General features: G+C 41.9%; 18 protein-coding genes. 15 read left to right on the top strand and 3 right to left on the bottom strand.

Annotated features, from left to right (window positions below):
* Positions 1–64 precede the first annotated feature (64 nt).
* Together rpe and dcd are read left to right on the top strand one after the other, a co-directional pair.
* Positions 65–751 carry a ribulose-phosphate 3-epimerase gene (gene rpe / locus ACE3PQ_RS08030; RefSeq protein ID WP_374296753.1) on the top strand — a complete coding sequence of 229 codons (687 nt, stop codon included), beginning with the start codon at positions 65–67 and terminating at the stop codon, positions 749–751.
* A gap of 208 nt (positions 752–959) precedes the next feature.
* Positions 960–1529, top strand: a complete 570-nt coding sequence (gene dcd, locus ACE3PQ_RS08025; RefSeq protein WP_092617896.1) for a dCTP deaminase — start codon at positions 960–962, stop codon at positions 1527–1529.
* 81 nt (positions 1530–1610) lie between these two features.
* On the opposite strand, the gene ACE3PQ_RS08020 is transcribed toward dcd, so the two are convergent.
* Complete coding sequence (locus ACE3PQ_RS08020; RefSeq protein WP_374296750.1) at positions 1611–2384, bottom strand: hydroxymethylpyrimidine/phosphomethylpyrimidine kinase; 774 nt, start codon at positions 2382–2384, stop codon at positions 1611–1613.
* Between the two features lie 130 nt (positions 2385–2514).
* On the opposite strand from ACE3PQ_RS08020, the gene ACE3PQ_RS08015 reads away from it, so the two are divergent.
* The 8 genes from ACE3PQ_RS08015 (at position 2515) to ACE3PQ_RS07980 (ending at position 12992) form a co-directional block, all read left to right on the top strand.
* The gene (locus tag ACE3PQ_RS08015) at positions 2515–3195 is read left to right on the top strand and encodes an HAD-IA family hydrolase (RefSeq protein WP_374296748.1); all 681 of its coding nucleotides are present in this window, start codon (positions 2515–2517) and stop codon (positions 3193–3195) included.
* A 284-nt stretch (positions 3196–3479) separates the two neighbouring features.
* Complete coding sequence (locus tag ACE3PQ_RS08010) at positions 3480–4478, top strand: HlyD family secretion protein (RefSeq protein ID WP_374296774.1); 999 nt, start codon at positions 3480–3482, stop codon at positions 4476–4478.
* A 57-nt stretch (positions 4479–4535) separates the two neighbouring features.
* Positions 4536–6116: a DHA2 family efflux MFS transporter permease subunit gene (locus ACE3PQ_RS08005; RefSeq protein ID WP_374296746.1), complete on the top strand. Its 1581-nt coding sequence runs from the start codon at positions 4536–4538 to the stop codon at positions 6114–6116.
* A 225-nt stretch (positions 6117–6341) separates the two neighbouring features.
* Complete coding sequence (locus ACE3PQ_RS08000) at positions 6342–7175, top strand: hypothetical protein (protein ID WP_374296744.1); 834 nt, start codon at positions 6342–6344, stop codon at positions 7173–7175.
* Positions 7172–8911, top strand: coding sequence for a GH3 auxin-responsive promoter family protein (locus tag ACE3PQ_RS07995; protein WP_374296742.1), 1740 nt, complete (start codon positions 7172–7174; stop codon positions 8909–8911). Before ACE3PQ_RS08000 ends, ACE3PQ_RS07995 begins: the two co-directional genes overlap by 4 nt.
* Before the next feature lie 135 nt (positions 8912–9046).
* Entirely contained in the window at positions 9047–10312 is a 1266-nt protein-coding gene (locus ACE3PQ_RS07990) for a TolC family protein (RefSeq protein WP_374296740.1), read from the top strand.
* Between the two features lie 188 nt (positions 10313–10500).
* Positions 10501–11688 (top strand): hypothetical protein, encoded by a 1188-nt coding sequence (locus ACE3PQ_RS07985; protein ID WP_374296772.1) that lies wholly within the window; start codon positions 10501–10503, stop codon positions 11686–11688.
* A 137-nt stretch (positions 11689–11825) separates the two neighbouring features.
* Positions 11826–12992, top strand: coding sequence for a hypothetical protein (locus ACE3PQ_RS07980; RefSeq protein WP_374296738.1), 1167 nt, complete (start codon positions 11826–11828; stop codon positions 12990–12992).
* 251 nt (positions 12993–13243) lie between these two features.
* Here the strand turns inward: ACE3PQ_RS07980 and hemJ are convergent, their stop codons facing one another.
* Together hemJ and ACE3PQ_RS07970 are read right to left on the bottom strand one after the other, a co-directional pair.
* Entirely contained in the window at positions 13244–13696 is a 453-nt protein-coding gene (hemJ, locus tag ACE3PQ_RS07975) for a protoporphyrinogen oxidase HemJ (protein WP_374296736.1), read from the bottom strand.
* Between the two features lie 102 nt (positions 13697–13798).
* Positions 13799–15031, bottom strand: a complete 1233-nt coding sequence (locus ACE3PQ_RS07970; RefSeq protein WP_374296734.1) for a beta-ketoacyl-ACP synthase II — start codon at positions 15029–15031, stop codon at positions 13799–13801.
* Between the two features lie 341 nt (positions 15032–15372).
* Between ACE3PQ_RS07970 and ACE3PQ_RS07965 the strand changes: the two genes are divergently transcribed.
* The 5 genes from ACE3PQ_RS07965 to ACE3PQ_RS07945 form a co-directional block, all read left to right on the top strand.
* Positions 15373–16893, top strand: coding sequence for an EcsC family protein (locus ACE3PQ_RS07965; protein WP_374296732.1), 1521 nt, complete (start codon positions 15373–15375; stop codon positions 16891–16893).
* A 236-nt stretch (positions 16894–17129) separates the two neighbouring features.
* On the top strand, positions 17130–17504 hold the full coding sequence (gene rpsL, locus ACE3PQ_RS07960) for a 30S ribosomal protein S12 (protein WP_092617921.1): 375 nt from the start codon (positions 17130–17132) through the stop codon (positions 17502–17504).
* Between the two features lie 186 nt (positions 17505–17690).
* Positions 17691–18164, top strand: coding sequence for a 30S ribosomal protein S7 (gene rpsG / locus ACE3PQ_RS07955; protein ID WP_092617924.1), 474 nt, complete (start codon positions 17691–17693; stop codon positions 18162–18164).
* A gap of 152 nt (positions 18165–18316) precedes the next feature.
* Positions 18317–20455 carry an elongation factor G gene (gene fusA, locus ACE3PQ_RS07950; protein ID WP_374296729.1) on the top strand — a complete coding sequence of 713 codons (2139 nt, stop codon included), beginning with the start codon at positions 18317–18319 and terminating at the stop codon, positions 20453–20455.
* Between the two features lie 94 nt (positions 20456–20549).
* Positions 20550–20957, top strand: a 408-nt coding sequence (locus ACE3PQ_RS07945; RefSeq protein ID WP_374294628.1) for a GTP-binding protein, incomplete at its 3' end; no start/stop codon positions are given.

Below are 20957 nucleotides of genomic sequence, written 5' to 3'. Positions count from 1 at the left end.
AAAATACACAGCTTAGCTCTGCTATAATGCGACCACATTTAGCCAACTGACATTCAGGTGATTCATGTCTAAGCCATATCTTATTGCGCCATCTATTCTTTCTGCCGACTTTGCACGCTTGGGCGAGGATGTAGAACGTGTACTGGAGGCAGGCGCGGATGTGGTGCATTTTGACGTGATGGACAATCACTATGTGCCGAATTTGACCTTTGGTGCAGGTGTGTGTAAGGCCTTAAAAAATTATGGCATCAAAGCGCCGATTGATGTGCATCTGATGGTGTCGCCAGTAGATCGTATGATTGGTGATTTCTTAGAAGCAGGTGCGGATATTATCACCTTTCATCCTGAAGCATCTGATCATATCGACCGTTCATTGCAATTGATCAAATCAGGCGGTGCCAAAGCAGGCTTAGTGTTTAATCCTGCAACGCCTTTGCATTATTTGGATTATGTTTTAGATAAAGTTGATCAAATCCTATTGATGAGTGTCAACCCTGGTTTTGGTGGACAGAAATTTATTCCAACGACGTTGGATAAACTGCGCCAAGCACGTCAAATCATTGATGCCAGTGGTCGTGATATTTATCTTGAAGTCGATGGCGGTGTTACACCTGCCAATATCCGTGAAATCGCCGAAGCGGGTGCGGATATGTTTGTGGCGGGTTCTGCGATCTTTAGCAAACCTGACTATAAGCAAGTGATTGATCAGATGCGCAGTGAGCTTGAACAAGTGGGCAATAAAACTGTCTAAGTCATAAGTCATTACATTTTAAAGCACTACAGCGTTAACCTCATTCGATGTATGCGTTATACACCATCATTCGGTTGCCTCGTATTGCTTTAAACTGTTTCGACTTTAATTGCCTTGAAAATTCTACTGCATTTGCATTTCAGGTAATTTGCGTTAGTATCGTTAAAAATTTAAATCGTTTAATAAAGATTGAGTAAGTAGGAATTATATGGCAATCAAATCTGATCGTTGGATTCGTGAAATGAGTGAGCAACATGGCATGATCGAGCCGTATGCTTCAGGTCAGATTCGTTATGATGAGCATGGCGAAAAGTTGATTTCTTATGGCGTATCGAGCTATGGCTATGACGTGCGCTGTGCTCGTGAATTCAAAGTATTTACCAATGTACATTCTGCGATTGTCGATCCGAAAAATTTCGATGATAAAAGTTTTATTGATATTGAATCAGACGTTTGTATCATTCCGCCAAACTCTTTTGCATTGGCACGTACCGTTGAATATTTCCGTATTCCACGTAATGTTTTGACCATTTGCTTGGGTAAATCGACTTATGCACGTTGTGGCATTATTGTGAATGTCACGCCGCTTGAGCCTGAGTGGGAAGGACATGTAACACTTGAATTTTCGAATACAACAAATTTGCCTGCACGAATCTATGCAGGAGAAGGCGTAGCACAAATGCTGTTTTTTGAAAGTGATGAAGTCTGCGAAACCTCATACAAAGACCGTGGTGGAAAATATCAAGGTCAAACAGGTGTGACTTTGCCTAAAGCATAAGTATTTCACTTGAATAAAAATGCGAGCTTCTGATCGAAAAGCTCGCATTTTTTATGGAAAATTCATGTTGTCGAATTGGGTTTAAGTAAAACGACGTGGCATCTTCTGTCCGTCAACATGCGGACTATCAGCACGTTCTAATGCACGATGTAACCATTTTTCCGCAAGTTCAACTGCTTTTTCCAGTGAGTCATTCAGCGCCAATCGCCCTGCGATAAAGCTCGCCAACGAACAGCCTGACCCATGAAATTCACCGTCAATGCGTGGCATTTCACTCTCATAGACCAATTCACCTGCGACATATAAGCGATTGATGATCACATCGGCAGGCAGTTTTTCATGACCGCCTTTGACTAAAACCGCTTTTGCACCCAGTTCAAAAATGCGCTGTGTGGCTTGGGTCAAATCCTCACAACCTGTCAAAGCACGTAGCTCGACCGTATTTGGGGTAATCACTGTTGCACGAGGAATCAGCACTTTAAAGGCTTCCACCAAAGTGGGTAAGTCGCCCAAACTGCCACCGCTATTCGCCACCAATACAGGATCAAGCACATAGTGTAAATCGGCATGCTGATCTAAAAACTCAGCCAAAACAGCAATGTTGTCCGTGGTGCCGAGCATGCCAGATTTCACGGTATTAATCGGTAAATCATCAATCACTGCATTGGCCTGCGCAAGCAGTAAATCCTTTGAAGTTGCTTCAAAACCAAAGACATTTTGCGAGTTTTGAATGGTTAGCGCAGTACAGGCAATCGCTGCATGTGCGCCGCTTAGTCCGATGGCTTCGATGTCAGCCTGTAAGCCTGCTCCGCCTGATGGGTCTAATCCTGAAAAACATAATACCGTTGGGCGCACTGCACAGTTCCTTTGATTGCAAATGAAGATTTAATACATGACATTCTAGCAAGGGCATTGTTAAAATTCACGACATAAAATGTGCAATCAATTTTGATGGCAATAGTTTGGTACAAAGTGGTAAGTAGCGATGAAGATAGAAAATATTTTGATTGATTTAGATGGAACATTGACCGATCCAAAACTCGGTATTACCACCTGTATTCGCTATGCCATGCAAAAACTCGGGCGACCACTTGCTGATAAAGTGGATTTGGACTGGTGTATTGGTCCACCGCTGAAAGCCTCTTTGGCAAAATTATTACAATCGGACGATGACACTGTCAATATAGATCAATTGGCAGAGCAAGCATTGGCTTTGTATCGAGAACGGTTTAGCACGATTGGCTTGTTTGAAAATGAAGTCTATCCTGAAGTAGCAGAAACCTTAGAAAAATTACAGCAACAAGGTTATCGGCTTTTTGTCGCATCAGCGAAGCCAACCATTTATGCGGAGCAAATCTTGGCGCATTTTGACTTGGCAAAATATTTCAAAAAAATCTATGGCAGTGAACTGACAGGTGAGCGTACCAATAAAGCGGAATTGATAGCATATCTTTTAGAACAAGAGAATTTGGATGCGGAAGTGACTGTAATGATTGGAGATCGTGAGTTTGACATCATTGGTGCACGTCAAAATGACGTCAAAAGTATTGCGGTCAGTTATGGTTATGGCACAGCAAGCGAGTTGCAAAAAGCGCAACCGCTGACAAAAATTGACAGTTTTGGCTACATTTTGACTACAATTAACCAAATTCTTAATAAACAATAATTTAAGTCGTGTTTTTAATTCTATTAATTCATATTTAAAAAAACACGTATTCACTTATTTTTTTTCATATATAAAATCTCGCCGACTTAGCTCGGATTTTTAAAATCAATTTCTAAAGCTAAATAACCAATGAATAAGCAACGCCGTCGATGGATATCGCTGGCTGAACATGAATAACTTTGCAGGCTGACTGCAATAAAATTTTCTGCAATATAAATTAGGGGTGTGATGTGGAGCATCAAAACCAAACGCAAGTTTTTGCACGCCGAAAAAAAGTATCATGGATGATATTGAGCGTATTGATCATCTTGTCATTGATCGTTGTCGCTTATTATTTCCTTGTTTATCGTTATTTTCAGTCTACTGATAATGCCTATGTCAAAGCAGATGTGACATGGATTGTGCCTCGTATTGCTGCAGAAGTGGCGACGATCGAGGTGAAAGAAAATCAATATGTCAAAAAAGGCGATGTCTTATTTACGTTGGACGATCGAGATTATCAAGCACGTTATGATCAAGCTGTGGCGCAGGTCGATGCCAAGCAAGCGAATTTACGTGTGCAAAAGGGTAATCAATATGCCGCAGAAGCAAAAATCCTAGAAGCCAAAGCACAGCTCCGTGCGACACAGGCTGAGGTCACTCGACTGAGTGAAGAATATCAACGCTATGAGGAGTTGATGAATGATGGCGTAATTACACGTCAACATTTTGAATCTATCCAAGCCCAGTACAGTAGTGCCAAAGCACAGCGAGATAATGCGCAATCTGCGGTCGCAGCGGCAACGGCGCAAGTGGCGAGTGTGAGTGCGGAAAAAGGACGATTAAGTGCTGATGTGGAAAATGCCAAAGCATCATTAGCACTGTATGAGATTGAACGTCATGCAACCACCATTGTATCGCCAGTCGATGGAAAAGTTGGCGCATTATCCGTTCAGCTCGGTTCACGAGTCACACCACAATCTCGTTTGATCGCCATCGTTCCAGATAAAACCATTTATGTCGAAGCAAACTACAAAGAAACGCAAATCGAGAAAATGCACATTGGGCAATTGGTTAAACTCCAGCTCGATGCGTATCCAAATCAAGAGTTTCAAGGGAAAATTGAAAGTTTCTCACCTGCGTCTGGTGCGGTGTTTACCATGATGCCTCCTGATAATGCGACAGGAAACTTTAACAAAGTTGTGCAAAGAATCCCTGTGCGGATCGCCTTAGAAGACAACCCGAATAATGATGTGTTTCGTCCTGGCTTGTCTGTCGTTGCTACTGTCGATGTGCGTAGCTAATTATTTGTATCGTTTGTGTAGCTAAGTCAGGCGCATAGGACAGAGTCGAGGGATACCATGGATCAGGTGAACCAATACGAAAGCAATCAGCCATACCACGCTCAACAGTCAGATTGGCAGTTTAGCCCGAAAGTTGCTTGGGTGATTTTCTCTGCGATGATCTTTGGGAACTTCATGGCGATCTTGGATATTCAAATCGTTGCCAGTTCACTCAATGAAATCCAAGCAGGGATGAGTGCTAGTCGCTACGAAGTGGCGTGGGTGCAAACGACGTATTTGATCGCTGAGATTATCGCTATTCCATTATCCAGTGTATTGGCGAGGGTATTTTCTACTCGTACCTATTATGTGATGTGTGCGGTGGGTTTTACCATTAGTTCGTTGCTTTGTGCGATGGCGTGGGATTTGGAAAGTTTATTATGCTTTCGTGCCATTCAGGGATTCATGGGCGGTGGCATGATTCCAACCTCGATGACCGCAATGTATTTACTTTTTCCTGAAGTAAAGCGCACCTTGCCTTTAGTGGTCTTTGGTATGGTGAGCACACTAGGTCCTGCGATCGGTCCTACAATTGGCGGTTGGCTGACGACAAATTTTTCATGGCATTGGATGTTTTTGATCAACATCATTCCTGGGATTTTGATCGCAGTGGTGATCTATGCCAATCAAGATATTGATCGTGGCGATGTGAGTTTATTAAAAACGATGGATTGGATTGCGCTCATAGGTTTGGCGTGCTTCTTGGGTGGGCTTGAGTATTTTCTTGATGAAGGTGCACGGCATGACTGGCTACAGTCTTTTGGGGTACGTGTTGCATTGGCGACGTGTCTGATCGGTGCTGTGGTGTTTTTTCATCGAAGCTTTACTCGACCAAAGCCTTTGCTGGATTTATCCGTTTTTCAAAATAAAAACTTTAGCCTGAGCTGTATCGTCACGTTTGTGATCGGTATGGCGTTATACGGCTTGGGTTATATGATTCCAGTTTTTCTCGGTCAGGTACGAGAGCTCAATAGTAGCCAAATCGGTCACATCATGATGGTCACAGGTGTGGTGATGTTCTGCTTTGCGCCATTTTTGGCATGGTTAATTCCAAACTTTGATGCACGCCTTACGGTCTTTATTGGCATGTTGTTGGCAGCGTGTGGTGTTTTGATGAATGCCAATCTGACTATTCATAGTGATTATGATTTTATGTTTTGGCCACAGGTCTTTCGTGGGATTGGGTTGATGATCTGCTTGATCGTGGTGTCCCATCTTGCCATGAGTACCTTACCACTGGAAAAAGTCGCAGATGCCAGTGGTGTGTATAACTTGATGCGAAATATTGGAGGTGCGGTTAGCTTAGCTTTGATTAATTCGTCGGTAGATTGGCTCACGGCATGGCATGCCTCAGAGCTGAAAAGTATGCTGACACCTGAAAATCTGATGTTTGTTGAACATCTGAATCAACTCAAACAGATGTATGCAGAAAGTGGCGAAAATGCTGAGCAGCTCGCATACCAAACCATGAATAAAGACATCTATGCGCAGGCATTGACAGGAAGCTTTAGTGATCTATTCAAGCTCTTGTCGATCATTATGTTTGCTGCGGCAGTGTTGACCTATTTCATGGATAAACCGAAAAAAATGCCGACTTAAATGTAGCTCATTTAGGCCGAATAACGATGTAAATCATTGAACTCAAACTTGTCCCAAATGCGATTGAGCAAGTTGATGAATCACTGTTGTATTGAACTTCGAGAACAGCAGATGTTGTAAAAATAATTGATGTACTGAACTGATGTAACTATTTGATGTAAAACTGCTTTCTAAGTGTTTTAGAAAACAGGGGTGAAATAATAACTTGATGTAACATGGAGAATTATGATGAATCTTACGACAATCCGAAATAAGGTCATTAAAGGAATCAAAGCACAAGATACTTATGGAAAATACTTATCTTTGGCGCAGATTAGTCATCGTCAAAAGGAAGTGATGTATGACATTTACAAACAGTATTATCATAATACCAACTTTGAACTTTTTCTCAGTGATTTCAATGAAAAAGATGGTGCGATTCTTGTCTTTGAATCGAAGTCGAATACCATTGTTGGGTTTTCTACCGTTGTGCTCAACAACTTTGATTATCAAGGTAAAAAGTATCGCTTTATCTTTAGTGGTGATACTGTGATTCTCAAAGAGTTTTGGGGCTCACGTGCGTTGCAAAGCACGATGTTTAAACTCAAAGTCAAAATTCGCCTGATGTATCCACTCGAAGAAGTGTATTGGATGCTGATTTCTAAAGGCTATAAAACGTATCTGTTACTTGCCAATAATTATGAAGTCTACTATCCAAATGTAGATGGCGAGCATCGCAACCTTGCACCTATTGTCGAGGAATATTGCAAACGCTTCTACGCCAAGTTTTATGACAATCGCAGTGGCTTGCTCAACTTCGGTGAAGATTATCAACCATTAAAACAAGACATCGCACCGATCACCGCTGAGATGAAAGCGAAAAACCCGAAAATTGGCTTTTTTGAACGTATGAATCCAACATGGATCAAAGGGACAGAGCTACCGTGTGTTGGGAGATTTGGTTGGAAAGATATTGCACGTTATCCAGTGCATTATTTATCAAAACAAACCAGTGTTGGCAAGTTTGAGGCAATCCGCCATCGTAAAGCAACGTTCAAAAAGCTGGAGAGCAACGTATGAGCTCTCCACGATCGAGATTGAGTCTAGGCAAACAATTGCTAAACCGAACTTGGTATTCACATTTGCTGTTGCGCAGTATGTGTAAAGTCGCAGATGTGAAATTCCACGCGGGTAAATATCAGATCAAAAGCATACAGCGCAAACGCTTAAAGCAGATATTGAGCCATGCCAGTCAACCGAATATTCGTAATATTCAAGATTACGAAGAATTTCGAAAGCTTCCGCTAACACGCTATGCAGACTGGAAAAGTGACGTCATGGATTGGCGTAATGGGCAAGATGCACTGTCGCATAGTGAGTTGGTGCGCTTTCAACCGACCAGTGGTTCGAGTGATCAAATCAAGTTTATTCCTTATACCAAAGCCTTTCTTGATGAGCTTGATCAGGCGATTGCACCGTGGTTGAGCAGTATGTACCGCAAGTCTTCGGGTCTAGCCAAAGGGAAACATTATTGGTCGGTATCTTGGCTACCTGACAGCCAACGTGCCTTGATTAAAGAAGACAATCTAAATGATGACAGTGCATTACTGAGTGTTGGAAAACGTCTGATTACCCAGTTTACGCAGGCAGTGCCACAGCATGTATCATTTGCGGGAAATCCTGATGATGCGATGTTTGCAACCTTATGCTACTTGGTCGCTACTGAAGATTTGGCGCTCATCTCGGTATGGAGCCCAACCTTTGCTTTGCAGTTGATCGAACGACTCAATGAGCAAGCTGAAGACATTGTGATGGTATTGATGACTGGATCTTGGGCGAAGCGTGAAACATCGTTGCAAAATGTCGATGCACCATTTGCACCGAAGCGCGCCAAACTGTTGATGCAGATGATTGATGAAGGGGAAATTGACCTCGAACGCTTGTGGACGCAGTTGAAGCTGATCTCATCATGGGATACGGCAGGAGCGAAGCAGTGGGCAAAACTACTTCAACAGGAAGTACCTCATTCAGGCTTTGAAGGTAAAGGGCTGTGGGCAACGGAAGGTGTGGTCACGATTCCTTATCAAGGACGCTATCCACTTGCCTATAAAAGCCATTTCTATGAGTTTGAATATCTGCAAGGCGACAAGCTTGGTCAAATCGTCCCATCTTGGGAGCTGAAAGTTGGTGATCACGTCAGCCCGATTATCAGTAGTGGTAATGGCTTATTACGCTATTGTCTTGATGATCATCTCAAAGTCACTGAGTTTTGGGGCAATGTGCCGTGCTTTGAATTTCAGGGACGACGCTTTGGCGTGGATTTGGTCGGTGAAAAACTATCGCCTGATGTTGCACAGCAATTACTTGGAAAAATCAATCAACACGATAATGTCAAAGCGATTTCTTTACTCGCAGTAGAAACCAATCAAGCATCAGAACGTCCATTCTATGCGGTATTGATGGAGCCTGCGCAGATCAATCAAGCTGACAGCTCAGTTCAAGATGGTTTGGCAAAACAAAGTCTATATCAAGATCAATCTGTCCAAGCGGAATGGGTCGATCGACAGCTTCGACAACATTTCCATTATGAATTGGCTCGTGATCTGAAGCAGTTGGGATTACCTCGTATGCTTATGGTTGAAAATGGTTGGCAAGGCTATAAAGACCTTGTGATGCGTGAAGGCATGATTGAGGGAAATATCAAACCTGAACCATTGAAAAAAATAAGCATCGAAAGCTACAAGTCGTTGATCGCGAAGTTAGATTCAGCACTTGAGGTCAATTTTAAAACACAGCAAAAGCATCCATTTAATTGATCCGAGCATGATCGAAGCTAGAAGATTTGAAGCTAGAAGGTTTGGAGCTGAAAAGTTCAATTCGAAAGGTTAAACCTCAGTTGATGAAATAAAGGGGATGTCTTTGAAAATTAAAAGAATGATTCGGGGCAAAGCATGTTAAGAAAAATGTGGATGCTTGGCATGCTGAGTGCTGTCTTTGTATCGCCATTGCAGTCGGTATCGGCTATCAGCTTGAGTGAGGCGATCGACGCTGCATTGAAGCATGAAGATCAAATGCAAATCAGCCAACTGCGTTTGGTACAGCAGGATGCAGTGGTACAGCAAGCACAGCGTCGCTATGGGCTAGATGTCAATCTCGTTGGGCAGATCGGACGTGAAAAAGTCGTGGCACATCATGGCACGATCTTCCCATCAGAGGGTTATAAAAGTATCCGTAGCGCAGAGTTGCAGGCAGATTACCCACTGTACACATGGGGACGCAAACAGCTCGAAATCCAATCGGCAAAGTTGCGCTCCTCAGCACAGGTTCAAGCTTTATCTGGACAGCGTGCACGAACGATTTTGACTACGGTGCAAGTCTATACTGATGTGTTGAAGCAGTATGCTTTGTCACAACTTCAGCTCAGTACCTTAGAGAATCTACGTCGCTCGGTCTATGAAGCGGATAAGAAATTTTCCGCAGGTGTGATTACTCGTGCCGATCTTGCCCAAGTCAAAGCACAGTATGCACAAGGTCAGGCAGATAGTGTTTTGGCACGATCCAACTTAGATATCAGTCAAACAGAGTTTTATAAAATCACTGGCGTGGATATTTCACAGATGGACGACTCGGTTGCTGTGCCGAACTACAGTCCAAATTTATCTGAAAGCCTTGAAATGATTGAGCGTCATCCAAGTCTGCAACAAGCCAAATTGGAGCTTGATGCAGCGTCTAGTCAATACGATTTGGTCAAAGCACAGCTTAAACCAATGTTGTCTTTGACCAGTCGCATCGGTACACAGCACGAATTGCATAGCATCAATAGTGAAAGTGAAAACTACATGATGGGCGTGCAACTAAAAATTCCACTGTTCGATCATGGTCGCAATGCTGCCGATCGTAAAAAAGCCAGTGCGGATCGAATGCTCGCAGCACAGCAAGTCGAAGTGGTGCGTCACGACCTAGAGGCTGAAACCAAAACTGTTTATTCACAGCTTGGTGCGGTTCGGGAGAATAAAAAGGCAATTGACGAAGCGATCGAATCCGCAGAGATCGCATTGCACTTTATTACCAGAGAGTTGGAAGTTGGGACGAAGACTTCTTATGACTTTCTGATGGCGGAGCAAAAAGTCTTGGAGCTTCATACACAAAAAATTGTCAATCAACAGGATGAGGTGATTTTGGTATATCGCTTATTAGACCTGACAGGGCAGTTATGATTTTCGAAAACACATTTTTGAAAGCACACTTTCGCAAGGATATTTTTACAGCTTTATACTCAAGGAATGGGAAAATAATGATGGATACTTTAAATAAAACGCATACGCAGAAAGTAGATGCGCAGAAATTAGACGCACAGCACACTGCTTTAAAACAATCAGAATCGGCACATCAAGTACAAACTTTGATGCCACAACAATCAAATGCACCGCAACCAAATGCCCCGCAACAAAAGAAAAGCTCAAACTTTAACGTGCGAGCAGCAGTTGCATCAGATGAAGCGGCTTTATTGAAATTGATCTGTGTGCCGATGACCACCAAAGGCGTAACCATTAGCTTTCAAAGAGAGCCGAGCTACTTCAATGCCAGTCAAGTGATATATCAGGTCAATGATCATTGTGTGGTAGAAGACATCGCAACGCAAAAACTGGTGGCATGCTACAGCAATGGTCATCGTCCTTGCTATATCAATGGTGAAATCCAACCGATGCGATATGCGAGTGACTTACGTATTCATGCCGACTATCGTGGTACGACCTTGATGAAAGAGATGGGCTATTACATGCGTAAAACCATGCAACAGCCAGACTTTAACCATATGATTATTTTTAATGACAATCTTGCAGCACGAAAAGCGGTACAAACTGGTAAGGTCGGAATTCCTGACTATTACGAAGAAGGGAGTGTTGAAACTTTGACATTAACGGCAATCCATCGGAATAAACACAAAGAAAGACTTCTTATTGAGTCGGAAGATCAGCATTACCTGAGCAACTTGCGTATTCGAACCGCAGGCAAAGATGATATTGAAGCGATGAATCAGTTTGTACAGCGCATGGCAAAGTTTTATAACTTTATTCCTGCCTATGACTTTAACGAATTACTGAGTGGTTCAAAGTATTATCAAGGTTTGGCGCTCTCCGATTTTCAATTGTACTATTTGAATGATCAGCTGATTGGCATGTTTGGATTGTGGTCACAAAGTAGTTTTAAACAAACCAAAATTTTGGATTATGGTTGGACGATCGGCATGATTCGACCGATTTACAACCTATGGGCGAAGCTACGAGGCACGATGAAATTGCCGAAAAAAGGCGATTCGATCAAATACCATGCGCTGCATTCATTACTGTGTAAGCCAAGCTACAAAGCCTTGCATGATTTGATGTTGAATGATGCGTTGAAACTATCGAAGTCACGAGGCGTAGGCTGTGTAAGCTATACATTGTCACATCGCGATCCACGTCAGAGTTTGAATCTGTATTATCGGGGAGAGCTGTTGACTGGGATACATGGTTTTATGTGTCCGAGCCGTGACCCACGTCCTGAGATAGATTCGCATCGTATTCCATATTTGGAAGTTGGGCGGATTTAACGATTTTATTTTCATGTTTTTATGATTTCTTAGAAAGATAACAATGTCTTGAGTCGATGCTTTTTGATCAAAATTTTAATGCAATGCTTTGGTCAAAAAGCTAAACTCAATAAAATTTCAAAAAAGATAATTTTAGGATGTTGTTAAAAAAATCAATTAAAATATTGAGTTGTTTTGCCTTAATATTTTTAATTTGGGGAGGTATTTTAGCTTTTCTGTATTGGATGACACTCGATGATCCACTTTCCCAAGATGCACAAGATTTGCTTGCTATCTATCCGAATTATCAACCTGATTTAAAAGAAGCCCCTTATTTCTTAGAATTAGGTTTTGATGCTAAAAAAGATATAGACCCAATGGTTTTGGGGAGATTGCGTTATCATGCAGGTTGGGCGGAATGGTATCAAACAAATCTTGAAAGAGATAAATGGAAAGAGCATAAACTAACTGAAAATGTACTATTAGATAATGATCTCGATCAACAGTTAACTGCTATATTTGAAGCTGACTCTCGCACCATTCGACAACAGCCTAAACTCAATGACTTATTGCCAATCGCACAAGAAGTTGAAGCAGAATATAAAAATAAACAATATCTAATTGATCGGTACAAAATGCTTGTTTATCAGGGAAATTTAGAAAATTCTGAGTTGCTACTCCCAATAACATGTTGTGATATGTCTTGGTTGCGTTTGAGGAGCATTCAATATTTATATTTATCGCATCTCATTTTAAATCAAGATATTGAGCAATTACATTTATATGTGAATGAATTAACGACGATGTTAAGCAATCGAAATGATATGATCGAAAAGGCAGTTTTGATTAAACAAATTGATACTGTTGTGAATACTATACATTTGCTCGAAATCGAAAATTCACAGAGAGGACACGAGCTGGAAATTAGTCTTGAGCCACTTGGCAATAAAAGCTTTTCAATTCGAAAAATGACTTCACTAGATCTGATTGAAATATTATCTTTTCTGTCCGAAGAGCGAATGAATGCTACTTTTGTGGAGTTGGAAGAGGAGTCTACAAGTCTGCTTGATCTTTTAAATACATGGAAAGGTCGATTGATTTTCAAACAAATCTATAAAAATAATATGACAGCGAATCAGTATGCAGAGTGGGCGAAAACACAAATAAATTGGTCAGAATCAAATTATGTAGATTATGTGCGTATGGCGCCAAGTGTTGTGGAAAACGATCACCCAAAACTTGACGCTTCAGCTAAGTTTAGAAACCAAATTGGTGCAGGGATTTTAGAAACACTTTCCGTTGACAGAAAGCGTATATCAATATGATTAAGGCTTCTCGATAACAAAATCCGAGTTTTTAACGTCTTACACAGTGGACAAGATTGGACAGTTGAAAAGCTTAATCAGAATACACAAGGTTATGCGTATTATCAGACGAAAAGAGAGCTGTGTATTAAATCACCACTCAAAGAAAAAAGAGAGTGGAATCACGATAGTTGCTTGGCATTCGCAAATTAGAGTGAATTGCTTTTCAATAAAATTGAGAGAATGAGAAAGCCTTAGAACTGACTTTTATATCAAAACTGAGGCTTTACCACGACCAAAATAATACATGCAATCAAAATTACCGTAGGTAATTCATTGAAAAATCGCCAAAATTTATGGGATTTATAGTGTGCATTGTCGATCAACTTTTTACGATAATAGCCACAGATAAAGTGATAAATCACTAATAAGCCAACCAAAGCCACTTTGATATAAAACCATGTCGCTTCATGATAGTGACGTGTTGCATCACCCCAATCTACCAAGAAGTGCGCAGTGATCAGCGTGCCAATCATCGAAGGCCACATGATGCCACGATAGAGCTTGCGCTCCATGATTTCAAAGCGTTGATGGCTAATCGCATCATCGCTCATAGCATGGTAGACAAATAAACGAGGTAAATAGAATAAGGCAGCAAACCAACACACGACAGCAATGATGTGTAGTGCTTTGACCCATAAAAATGCTTCTGAGGGTGCGTCCATCAACGACTCAAATAAATACAATTAATGATCTATTTTAGCAAAGACTTGGTGCTGAGGGCATGATTTTGATGACATAGTTTAGCTTCCTAAGACCCAATTTTATCATTCAGCCCATTTTCTAAAGATTAAACAAGCGTTGACACCACCAAAACCAAAACTATTACTCATGACAGTATTAAGTTTGGCGTCACGTTTTTCAAGTACAATATCGAAACCTTGAGCCCCTTCATCAAGTTCTGTCACATTGATGTTTGGAGCGATAAAGTCATTTTGCATCATCAGCATACAATAGATTGCTTCTTGGACACCAACAGCACCCAAACTGTGACCTGTCATTGATTTGGTTGAGCTCAGCGCGGGGACTTTACCTTCACCAAAAGCACGTTCCATCGCTTTAAGCTCGGTGACATCACCCGCAGGCGTAGATGTGCCATGAGTATTGACATAATCAATCGTATCGACACCATGCTGTTTTGCTTCATCGAGTGCCATCAAGATACAACGTGTTGCACCTTCACCACTTGGTGCGACCATATCGAAACCATCGCTATTTGCAGCATAGCCAACGACTTCGGCAATGATATTTGCGCCACGTGCTTGTGCATGTTCAAGGGATTCTAGGACAACAAAACCACCACCACCTGCAATGACAAAGCCATCACGATCTTTGGAATAAGGGCGTGATGCAGTTTCAGGTGTTTCATTGTATTTTGAGCTCAGCGCACCCATTGCATCAAATAATAAGCTTTGTGACCAATGATCTTCTTCACCACCACCTGCAAGCATCAAGTCTTGTTTACCCAGTTGAATCATGTTGTAGGCATAACCAATTGCATCAGCGGAGGTTGCACATGCACTGGTGATCGAGTGCGCAATACCTTGCATTTTAAATGCGACACCGACATTGGCGGTAATGGTATTACTCATATTTCGAGGGACAAAAAATGGACCAATTTTGCGTGCGCCTTTTTCCTCTAAAAGCTTGACCATTTCAGCGACAGATGCAGTCGAGTTGCCACCGCTACCACCAACGATGCCGTAGCGTGGATTGCTACCGATCTCATCAATGGTTAATCCCGCATGATTGACCGCATCGACCGCTGCATTGTAGGCATACATTGCACAAACACCCATAAAGCGTTTGAGCTTACGGTCGATTTTGTCAAAATCTTGTTCGGCTGGCGCACTGACATGACTTTTAAAGTTGAGCTCTGCATAACTCGCATTATGACGTGTGCCTGAAATACCGTGCTCCAGAGAATGTTTGACATCTTCTAGGGTATTTCCAATACATGAATTAATGCCCATACCTGTAATGACAACACGACGACTCATGGAATGTCCTTTTTTATCAATATGAAAATCTAACTGCCGACATTTAAGCGGTTTTCAGCAGTTACTGCAATGGCGAAAACTATGCGTTTTGCAATCACTGACTGAATCATGAAAAGTGTAACATGTTGGCTGATTTTGCCAATTCAGTTTAAAACATGAATTAAATTAAATGGAAGATGAGATGTATACACCCTGTTCGATTGAGCTCGCCTCAAAAGTATCATCATTAGAATTCAATCTAAGACACATAAAGCAACGCATGCACACAAAACTTAGTTGCAACGGCTTAAAAAATTTCATTTAATCATAAAAGTATCTTAAAAACAGGCAGGAAAAAAGTAATGGGAGTTAAAAAGCTGATCGTTGAGCGAATTCGCCAACAAACTTTAAAAGTTTCGCCACTGAATAAAAATAACAATTCAAACATGTTGGCAAAAAGTGGACAAGTGATCGAAGGCAAAGCGCAACAACGAGATCAATTTGATTTGGATTATGAAGATATTCATCAACTATTTCGCAATCAATTCCCAACCATTACCAAACAAGTGCTGGGCAATCGCTACAATGCCGTTAACAAATATTCAAAATTTGTATTGCCAAATGGCTTGGACTCTGCTGCCGATGAAGTGTTAGAGCTTCTTGCCAAAGCCTCAATGGCACTCGCATCAACAGAACGTGTCCTCGCAGAAACTGGCGCAAAATCTATTCAAGAACTCCAACAAAATGTAGATCGCTCTGCGCGTGCTTCATCTGCGCTCAAAGAAGTAAATAAAATCTTTGCGGCGTTACAAGGAGGTGTGAGTGGTGTCGCAGGTATGGTTGGGGCTGTGGCAGATTTACCTTTGTCTGTTTTATTGGCGTTAAAAACCATTTATGAAACAGGTCATGCTTACGGCTTTGAGCTAGATAATGAAGAAGATCAGCAAGCAGTCTATCAAGTCTTGGTGAAATCTGATCTAGGTTTGATTGCTGAAAAGCAGGTACTTTTACTTGGCATTCGTAACTTTAAAGATGTGCTCAATACGGGTAATTATTCACAACTGCAAAGCTTCTTAGATAGTAATTTTAGTTTCGAAGGTTTTAAAAATGCCTTGAGTGATGCAGATGGGCAGTATAAGTGGAGCATGCTCAATGGATTGGGTAAAGTAAAATGGTTGCGCTATACCACCCCACTTTTAGGTGGTTTAGTCGGTGCATTTTATGGTGTGAAAATGATCGAAGAGGTTGCAGAAAAAGCGGATGAAATTTTTGCGCATGCACGTCGTTATTTGATCGACAATCCTGAACAACACATTGCTGTGCTTGAAGCCTATCAGCGTGGCTATACTCATCAACAGCAAGTCTACGCTTTGGCAAAAAATGATGTGTCTGCATTATTAGTGCACAGTGCTAATGACCAACAGCTTGCTGAATCTCATCAAAAAACTGCACAACAACATCTTGATGACAATCCTGATATTGTGAAGGTTAAAGTTGAAAAGCAAGGTCATGCTGAAAAACAGTCAGCACCAATGACAGAAGCTGAGATTCATAACGCAGTCGAAGATTTGGCAAAGAAAGAAGTAGCAACAAAAACTGTAGTGAAAAAATCGACGACTCGTCGTGCACCCGCAAAGACGACTAAAGCGACTACCACAAAAACTGCGCCGAAAGTCGTTACAATAGCACCTACGGAACAAGCGACGACAGAAAAAGCAACGACAGCCAAACGAAGCACGACAAAGTCCACGACGACCAAATCAGCCGAAGCAAAACCGAGTGCTCGCCGTACAGCGAACTCACGGACTAAGACCGCAACCAAAGCTGAGGGAAAATCTGCAACATCCAAACAGGCTAATGACTCTAATCAAAAGGAAAACTGATTGATGAGTTGAGTGAAATTTGTAATCTAAGAAACTAAAAAATGACTGCAATTTGCGGTCATTTTTTATGCTTATTTTATGCTTAGTTGTGCTTTGAAAGCATGATTTCGAAACATTTGCGCTTATTGACCCGATAGGGATTTTGATCTACAATTTCATGCCCTTAAAAAGTGGCTTAATTTAAATTTTTATTTTGAGCATTTTTTAAGGTTGTTCAATAACGGGAGAATTGCCATATGGCAACAACAAATCAGTTGATCCGTAAGGGTCGCACAACTTTGATTGAAAAATCAAAAGTTCCAGCGTTGAAGGCTTGTCCACAACGCCGTGGTGTATGTACTCGTGTATATACTACTACACCTAAAAAACCAAACTCTGCAATGCGTAAAGTGTGCCGTGTACGTTTGACTTCAGGCTTTGAAGTATCAAGCTATATCGGTGGTGAAGGCCACAACCTTCAAGAGCACAGTGTTGTATTGATTCGTGGTGGTCGTGTTAAAGACTTGCCAGGTGTACGTTACCATACAGTACGTGGTTCTTTGGACTGCGCAGGTGTGAAAGATCGTAACCAAGCACGTTCGAAATACGGTGCAAAACGTCCTAAGAAGTAATTTATTACAACCTTAGAATGAAGCATACACACCATATTAGCGTTTCGCTTGTTTGAGTTCTTTGTAAGATATGAAATTCAAGCGACGTATAGTAAGGCCAGCGTAAGTACATGACACTCGTACAAACTGCTGGATTCCCCTGAAGTGTCATCTAGTCATAAGACTAGTATAGTTAGGTAGATTAAAATGCCAAGACGTCGCGTAGTCGCTGCCCGTGAAATCCTTCCGGATCCTAAGTTTGGTAGCCAAACAATCGCTAAATTCATGAACCACGTTATGCAAGACGGTAAAAAATCGATTGCAGAAAGTATCGTTTACGGTGCTTTAGACCGCGTTCAAGAAAAAAATAGTAGTGTTGACCCAGTAGAATTTTTTGAAGATACACTTGAAAAAGTTCGTCCTATGGTCGAAGTAAAAGCACGCCGTGTTGGTGGTGCTACTTATCAAGTACCAATGGAAGTGCGCCCATCCCGTCGTACTGCCTTGGCTATGCGTTGGTTAGTAGATGCTGCTGCTAAGCGTTCTGAGAAAACAATGGCTTTACGTCTTGCTGGTGAGTTGCTTGATGCATCTGAAGGTAAAGGCGCTGCGGTGAAAAAGCGTGAAGACGTACACCGTATGGCTGAAGCCAACAAAGCCTTTTCTCACTACCGTTTCTAAGCGGATAAAACAGGGCTTTCTCAGGAAAATGATAGCGATCTTCATGAGTAATTTTCATGATGCTGTCATTTAAGCGCATTAAGTTGGTTGAACTTAAAATGACACTGACTTAATGCGTCCTGTTTTAACAATAACATTTAGGAATGTAAGATATGGCTCGCCAAACTCCAATTTCTCGCTACCGTAATATCGGTATCTCTGCGCACATTGACGCAGGTAAAACAACGACAACAGAACGTATTTTGTTCTACACAGGTGTATCTCACAAAATTGGTGAAGTACACGATGGTGCAGCAACAATGGACTGGATGGAACAAGAGCAAGAGCGTGGTATTACCATTACTTCTGCTGCAACGACTTGTTTCTGGTCAGGTATGGGTAACCAATTCGATCAACACCGTATCAACGTAATTGATACACCGGGACACGTAGACTTCACGATTGAAGTTGAACGTTCTATGCGTGTACTTGATGGTGCGTGCATGGTGTACTGTGCAGTTGGTGGCGTACAACCTCAGTCTGAAACTGTATGGCGTCAAGCAAACAAGTATAAAGTGCCTCGTTTGGCTTTCGTGAACAAGATGGACCGTACAGGTGCAAACTTCTTCCGTGCAGTTGAACAAGTAAAAACACGTTTGGGCGGAAATCCTGTACCAATCGTTGTACCAATCGGTGCTGAAGAAAACTTCCAAGGTGTTGTTGACCTGATCGAAATGAAAGCAATCATCTGGGATGAAGCATCTCAAGGTATGCAGTTCGAATACGGTGACATCCCTGCAGATCTTCAAGATACAGCTGAAGAGTGGCGCACCAACATGGTTGAAGCTGCAGCTGAAGCATCTGAAGAGTTGATGGACAAATACCTTGAAGATGGCGATCTTTCAAAAGAAGACATCATTGCAGGTCTACGTGCACGTACATTGGCTTCTGAGATCCAAGTAATGCTTTGTGGTTCTGCATTCAAGAACAAAGGTGTACAACGTATGTTGGACGCTGTAATTGAATTCTTGCCATCACCGACTGAAGTCAAAGCGATCGAAGGTGTACTTGACGATAAAGCTGAAACTAAAGCATCTCGTGAAGCATCTGATGAAGAGCCGTTCTCTGCGCTTGCATTCAAAATCATGAATGACAAGTTCGTAGGTAACTTGACGTTTATCCGTGTTTACTCAGGTGTACTTAAGCAAGGCGATCCAGTATTTAACCCAGTTAAATCTAAGCGTGAGCGTATCGGTCGTATCGTGCAAATGCACGCAAACGAACGTCAGGACCTTGACGAAATTCGTGCAGGTGATATCGCAGCGTGTGTAGGTCTTAAAGACGTAACTACTGGTGATACATTGTGTGATGAGAAAAACATCATTACCCTTGAACGTATGGAATTTCCAGAGCCAGTAATTTCATTGGCTGTTGAACCAAAAACTAAAGCTGACCAAGAAAAAATGTCGATCGCTTTAGGTCGTTTGGCGAAAGAAGATCCATCGTTCCGTGTACGTACTGATGAAGAATCTGGTCAAACCATTATCGCTGGTATGGGTGAGCTTCACCTTGACATCATCGTTGACCGTATGAAGCGTGAATTCGGTGTTGAAGCGAACATTGGTAAGCCAATGGTTGCATACCGAGAAACCATTAAGAAAGTTGTTGAACAAGAAGGTAAATTTGTCCGTCAAACAGGTGGTAAAGGTAAATTCGGTCACGTCTATGTACGTCTTGAGCCGCTTGATGTTGAAGCAGCTGGTAAAGAATACGAATTCGCTGAAGAAGTTGTTGGTGGTGTTGTACCAAAAGAATTCTTCGGTGCAGTTGATAAAGGTATTCAAGAACGTATGAAGAACGGTGTCTTGGCTGGTTACCCAGTTGTAGGCGTAAAAGCTGTACTTTATGACGGTTCTTACCACGATGTCGACTCTGACGAATTGTCGTTCAAAATGGCAGGTTCTTATGCATTCCGTGATGGTTTCATGAAAGCAGATCCTGTACTTCTTGAGCCTGTAATGAAAGTCGAAGTGGAAACTCCTGAAGACTACATGGGCGATATCATGGGTGACTTAAACCGTCGTCGTGGTATGGTTCAAGGTATGGACGATTTACCTGGTGGTACTAAAGCGATTCGTGCAGAAGTTCCACTTGCTGAGATGTTTGGTTACGCAACTCAAATGCGTTCTATGTCTCAAGGTCGTGCGACATATTCTATGGAATTTGCAAAATATGCTGAAACTCCACGTAATGTGGCGGAAGGCATCATCACGAAATTCCAAACTGGTGGTAAAAAAGGTGACGATGAGTAATCTTTCGATTACTATATTGCCTAACTAATTTTATAGTTAAAATCTAATGCTTGTGCAGTGATCCTGCATAAGCAATCTACAAAGGAAGATGAACATGGCTAAGGCTAAGTTTGAACGTAATAAACCACACGTAAACGTGGGCACGATCGGTCACGTTGACCATGGTAAAACAACATTGACAGCAGCGATTGCGACAATCTGTGCAAAAACCTACGGTGGTGAAGCAAAAGACTACGCAGCAATCGACTCTGCACCAGAAGAAAAAGCACGTGGTATTACCATTAATACATCACACGTTGAATATGATTCTCCTGCACGTCACTATGCACACGTAGACTGCCCAGGACACGCCGATTATGTGAAAAACATGATTACTGGTGCTGCTCAGATGGACGGTGCGATTCTTGTATGTGCTGCGACTGATGGTCCAATGCCACAAACACGTGAACACATCCTACTTTCTCGTCAGGTTGGTGTACCGTACATTCTTGTATTCTTGAAC

This window comes from Acinetobacter sp. (assembly GCF_041911495.1).
Taxonomy (GTDB): domain Bacteria; phylum Pseudomonadota; class Gammaproteobacteria; order Pseudomonadales; family Moraxellaceae; genus Acinetobacter.
This window is presented reverse-complemented; position numbering and strand designations above follow the sequence as displayed.

What these genes read in the sequence shown, in the direction of transcription:
- rpe (WP_374296753.1), top strand. Translation starts at nt 65, where the DNA reads ATGTCTAAGCCATATCTTATTGCGCCATCTATTCTTTCTGCCGACTTT.
- dcd (WP_092617896.1), top strand. Translation starts at nt 960, where the DNA reads ATGGCAATCAAATCTGATCGTTGGATTCGTGAAATGAGTGAGCAACAT.
- ACE3PQ_RS08015 (WP_374296748.1), top strand. Translation starts at nt 2,515, where the DNA reads ATGAAGATAGAAAATATTTTGATTGATTTAGATGGAACATTGACCGAT.
- ACE3PQ_RS08010 (WP_374296774.1), top strand. Translation starts at nt 3,480, where the DNA reads ATGATATTGAGCGTATTGATCATCTTGTCATTGATCGTTGTCGCTTAT.
- ACE3PQ_RS08005 (WP_374296746.1), top strand. Translation starts at nt 4,536, where the DNA reads ATGGATCAGGTGAACCAATACGAAAGCAATCAGCCATACCACGCTCAA.
- ACE3PQ_RS08000 (WP_374296744.1), top strand. Translation starts at nt 6,342, where the DNA reads ATGATGAATCTTACGACAATCCGAAATAAGGTCATTAAAGGAATCAAA.
- ACE3PQ_RS07995 (WP_374296742.1), top strand. Translation starts at nt 7,172, where the DNA reads ATGAGCTCTCCACGATCGAGATTGAGTCTAGGCAAACAATTGCTAAAC.
- ACE3PQ_RS07990 (WP_374296740.1), top strand. Translation starts at nt 9,047, where the DNA reads ATGTTAAGAAAAATGTGGATGCTTGGCATGCTGAGTGCTGTCTTTGTA.
- ACE3PQ_RS07985 (WP_374296772.1), top strand. Translation starts at nt 10,501, where the DNA reads ATGCCACAACAATCAAATGCACCGCAACCAAATGCCCCGCAACAAAAG.
- ACE3PQ_RS07980 (WP_374296738.1), top strand. Translation starts at nt 11,826, where the DNA reads ATGTTGTTAAAAAAATCAATTAAAATATTGAGTTGTTTTGCCTTAATA.
- hemJ (WP_374296736.1), bottom strand. Translation starts at nt 13,696, where the DNA reads ATGGACGCACCCTCAGAAGCATTTTTATGGGTCAAAGCACTACACATC.
- ACE3PQ_RS07970 (WP_374296734.1), bottom strand. Translation starts at nt 15,031, where the DNA reads ATGAGTCGTCGTGTTGTCATTACAGGTATGGGCATTAATTCATGTATT.
- ACE3PQ_RS07965 (WP_374296732.1), top strand. Translation starts at nt 15,373, where the DNA reads ATGGGAGTTAAAAAGCTGATCGTTGAGCGAATTCGCCAACAAACTTTA.
- rpsL (WP_092617921.1), top strand. Translation starts at nt 17,130, where the DNA reads ATGGCAACAACAAATCAGTTGATCCGTAAGGGTCGCACAACTTTGATT.
- rpsG (WP_092617924.1), top strand. Translation starts at nt 17,691, where the DNA reads ATGCCAAGACGTCGCGTAGTCGCTGCCCGTGAAATCCTTCCGGATCCT.
- fusA (WP_374296729.1), top strand. Translation starts at nt 18,317, where the DNA reads ATGGCTCGCCAAACTCCAATTTCTCGCTACCGTAATATCGGTATCTCT.